Source organism: Pseudomonas sp. SCPG-7 (assembly GCF_002156405.1).
GTDB lineage: Bacteria > Pseudomonadota > Gammaproteobacteria > Pseudomonadales > Pseudomonadaceae > Aquipseudomonas > Aquipseudomonas parakoreensis.
The window spans coordinates 1-3,100 of sequence record NZ_MVOO01000040.1; the positions used below are offsets into that span (position 1 = coordinate 1).

At 53.0% G+C, this 3,100-nt stretch carries 4 protein-coding genes, 3 tRNA genes and 1 rRNA gene; all 8 read left to right on the plus strand.

The window, feature by feature from the left end:
* The first annotated feature begins 110 nt into the window (after positions 1-110).
* Positions 111-226: ribosomal RNA gene (gene rrf, locus B1722_RS28415) — 5S ribosomal RNA — on the plus strand.
* A gap of 132 nt (positions 227-358) precedes the next feature.
* Positions 359-1,312: a bifunctional biotin--[acetyl-CoA-carboxylase] ligase/biotin operon repressor BirA gene (gene birA, locus B1722_RS28420; protein WP_041069871.1), complete on the plus strand. Its 954-nt coding sequence runs from the start codon at positions 359-361 to the stop codon at positions 1,310-1,312.
* Complete coding sequence (locus B1722_RS28425; RefSeq protein ID WP_041069868.1) at positions 1,302-2,051, plus strand: pantothenate kinase; 750 nt, start codon at positions 1,302-1,304, stop codon at positions 2,049-2,051. The genes birA and B1722_RS28425 overlap by 11 nt, the downstream gene beginning before the upstream one ends.
* A 7-nt stretch (positions 2,052-2,058) precedes the next feature.
* Complete coding sequence (locus B1722_RS28430; RefSeq protein ID WP_041069865.1) at positions 2,059-2,496, plus strand: hypothetical protein; 438 nt, start codon at positions 2,059-2,061, stop codon at positions 2,494-2,496.
* A 142-nt stretch (positions 2,497-2,638) separates the two neighbouring features.
* A tRNA-Tyr gene (locus B1722_RS28435) sits at positions 2,639-2,723 on the plus strand.
* A 24-nt stretch (positions 2,724-2,747) separates the two neighbouring features.
* Positions 2,748-2,821 (plus strand) — tRNA-Gly (locus B1722_RS28440).
* Between the two features lie 26 nt (positions 2,822-2,847).
* Positions 2,848-2,923, plus strand: a tRNA-Thr gene (locus B1722_RS28445).
* A gap of 84 nt (positions 2,924-3,007) precedes the next feature.
* Positions 3,008-3,100: GTP-binding protein (locus B1722_RS29500; protein WP_133295916.1), on the plus strand; the 93-nt coding region annotated here is incomplete at its 3' end.

Here is a 3,100-nt window from a genome sequence, read left to right on the forward strand (position 1 = left end):
GGTGTGTGAAGACGCAATGAACCGAAAGTTCGCGCTGCTCACAAACACCTGTATCACATACCCGATTTGCTGAAGCGAGGCCAACCGGTCACGAGTCAGTACCCGAATTTCTTGACGACCATAGAGCGTTGGAACCACCTGATCCCATCCCGAACTCAGAAGTGAAACGATGCATCGCCGATGGTAGTGTGGGGTTTCCCCATGTGAGAGTAGGTCATCGTCAAGATTAAATTCCGAAACCCCAATTGCGAAAGCAGTTGGGGTTTTGTTTTGTCCGCAGGAAAGTGGTGCGCTTGATTTCTATGCAATCGCCCTGCTCATGGCTATTATTCGGGCCTCATTGTGAGGCGAGACCTGCATGCTGACGTTGTTGAATCTTTTAAAGGATGGTCGATTCCATTCCGGTGAGGCCTTGGGGCTTGCCCTGGGAATCAGTCGAAGCGCGGTGTGGAAGCAGCTTCAGCATCTTGAGGCTGAGCTCGGATTGTCAATTAACAAAGTCCGGGGCAGAGGCTATCAACTGGCTGCGCCCCTGACGCTGCTCGACCCCCTGAAGATTGGTGCCTTGGCAGCGGTTTGGCCGATTACAGTCTTTGACTCCATTGACTCCACTAACGCAGAGGCGCTTCGCGCGATCAATCAGGGTCGAGCGGCGCCGTTTCTGGTATTGGCAGAGCGACAGATTTCCGGTCGTGGTCGCCGGGGGCGTAAGTGGGTAAGCCCTTTTGCTGAAAATCTCTACTACAGCCTGGTTCTGCGCATAGAAGGTGGCATGCGTCAGCTTGAGGGCTTGAGTCTGGTGGTCGGTTTGGCTGTTATGCACGCCTTGCGAAAGCTGGGGGTGGCGGGCGCAGGATTGAAGTGGCCCAACGATGTGCTGGTCGGAGACAAGAAAATCGCCGGTATTCTTCTTGAGCTAGTCGGGGATCCTGCAGATGTTTGCCATGTGGTGCTGGGTATTGGCGTTAATGTAAACATGCAGGTTGCCGAGGAAGTTGACCAGCAATGGACGTCGATACGACTGGAAACGGGCAAAAGCTGCGATCGCAACCACTTGGTAGCTGAGCTGAGCGAGCAGCTACGCGGCTATATCCAGCGCCATCAGGTTGATGGTTTCTCTGCGTTCCAGGAGGAGTGGGAAAAGGATCACATGTGGCAAGGTCGCCCGGTTTCTTTGATTGCCGGCGTTAGTCATATAGAAGGCGTAGTGCTTGGCATTGATAGCCAAGGTGCGCTGCGCTTGAAGGTGGACGGCGTGGAAAAAGTTTTTAGTGGTGGTGAGCTCAGCCTGAGGTTGCGTGATGATTCTTGAGCTCGACTGTGGGAATAGCTTTATCAAGTGGCGCGTATTGAATACGGCTGCTGGCGGTCTTTTCGCGGAAGGTGTTGTCGACTCGGATCAAGCTCTGGTGGATAGCTTGTTTGCATTTGAGAGCTTGTCGTTGCGCAAATGTCGGTTGGTCAGCGTAAGAACCAGCGAAGAAACTGCTGCGCTCACCCGAATTCTCGAGCAGACGTTCGGCATCTCGGTCGTGTGCGCAAAGTCGGCCAGTGAAATGTCTGGTGTCAGGAATGGCTATGACGACTATGAACGCTTGGGACTGGATCGCTGGTTGGCGATGCTCGGTGGCTTTCATCTGGCTGCCAGCGCCTGTCTGATTCTGGATTTTGGCACTGCTGTGACGGCCGACTTTATTAATGCCGAAGGTGAGCACCTGGGGGGATTCATTTGCCCAGGGATGCCCTTGATGCGTAACCAGTTACGTACGCATACCCGGAAAATCCGTTATGGGGACTTGGCTGCCGAAAAAGCGTTGACGAGCCATGCTCCGGGGCGCAGTACCGTCGAGGCGGTGGAGCGAGGGTGCTCTTTAATGTTGAGAGGTTTCGTTCTGACCCAGATGGAAATGGCTCGATCCTATTGGGGGGAGCGCTTTGCTGTCTTTATTACCGGTGGCGATGCTGGATTGGTGGCGGACGTCGTGCCTGATGCTCGGATCGTCCCTGACCTGGTATTTGTAGGGTTGGCGATGGCGTGTCCTTTAACTTGAGGTTTGTATGCGTTGGTTGTTCCTGCTGCTCGTTGTTCTCAATGTGTTCTATTACGTCTGGCATCAGCAGGAGGCACCCTTGCGTGCAAAAGATGTCACTCCTCTCAGCATGTACCGCGGGTCCCAGCAAGATATTCGCTTATTGAGTGAGGCGACTGGTAACTCGGCGGAAGTGCAAGGCGCGCGCCATGCCGGACAGGAGTGTCTGTTTTTGGGTGGTTTGACTCAAGAAAGCAGCCTTTCCGCGCTACAGATGCGTCTAGCGGGCATGAGTGTGAAGGTTCAGGCATCGCAAAAGGATCTTCCCGAGCCTGGATATTGGTTGCGCATTGCGCCCGAGAGCCAGCGTTTATTGGGGGATGTGCAGTTGCAGAACCTTTCCAAGGAATTCAATGAGTTAAAACATAAAATAATGCTGTGTGAGGGGGTTGCACCGCTGGAATAGTTTGCATAGAATGGCGCCCGCTCCACAGCGAACACCTAAACAGGTTGTCAAAGCGGAGCGGTGTCAACGCAGCTAACCTCAGGTTTTTAATGAGAAAATGCTTGACAGAAGGTCGGCATAGTATAGAATGCCGGCTCGCTTAGGAGGGGTTCCCGAGCGGCCAAAGGGATCAGACTGTAAATCTGACGTCTACGACTTCGAAGGTTCGAATCCTTCCCCCTCCACCATTTTTAGCGTGAGCTGCAAGCTCCGCGGGTATAGTTTAGTGGTAGAACCTCAGCCTTCCAAGCTGATGATGCGGGTTCGATTCCCGCTACCCGCTCCAAGTTTGCAGGTTGTGCAAAGTGTTACGCTCTTGTAGCTCAGTTGGTAGAGCACACCCTTGGTAAGGGTGAGGTCAGCGGTTCAAATCCGCTCAAGAGCTCCATATAACAAGGCAGATATGAAAATATCTGCCTTTGTTTTAATGGTAGATATCGTTCGTCTAATTCTTCTGTTGAGGGTGTTATCGATGGCTAAGGAAAAATTTGATCGTTCCCTGCCCCACGTCAACGTAGGGACCATTGGTCACGTTGACCACGGTAAAACCACTCTGACCGCTGCT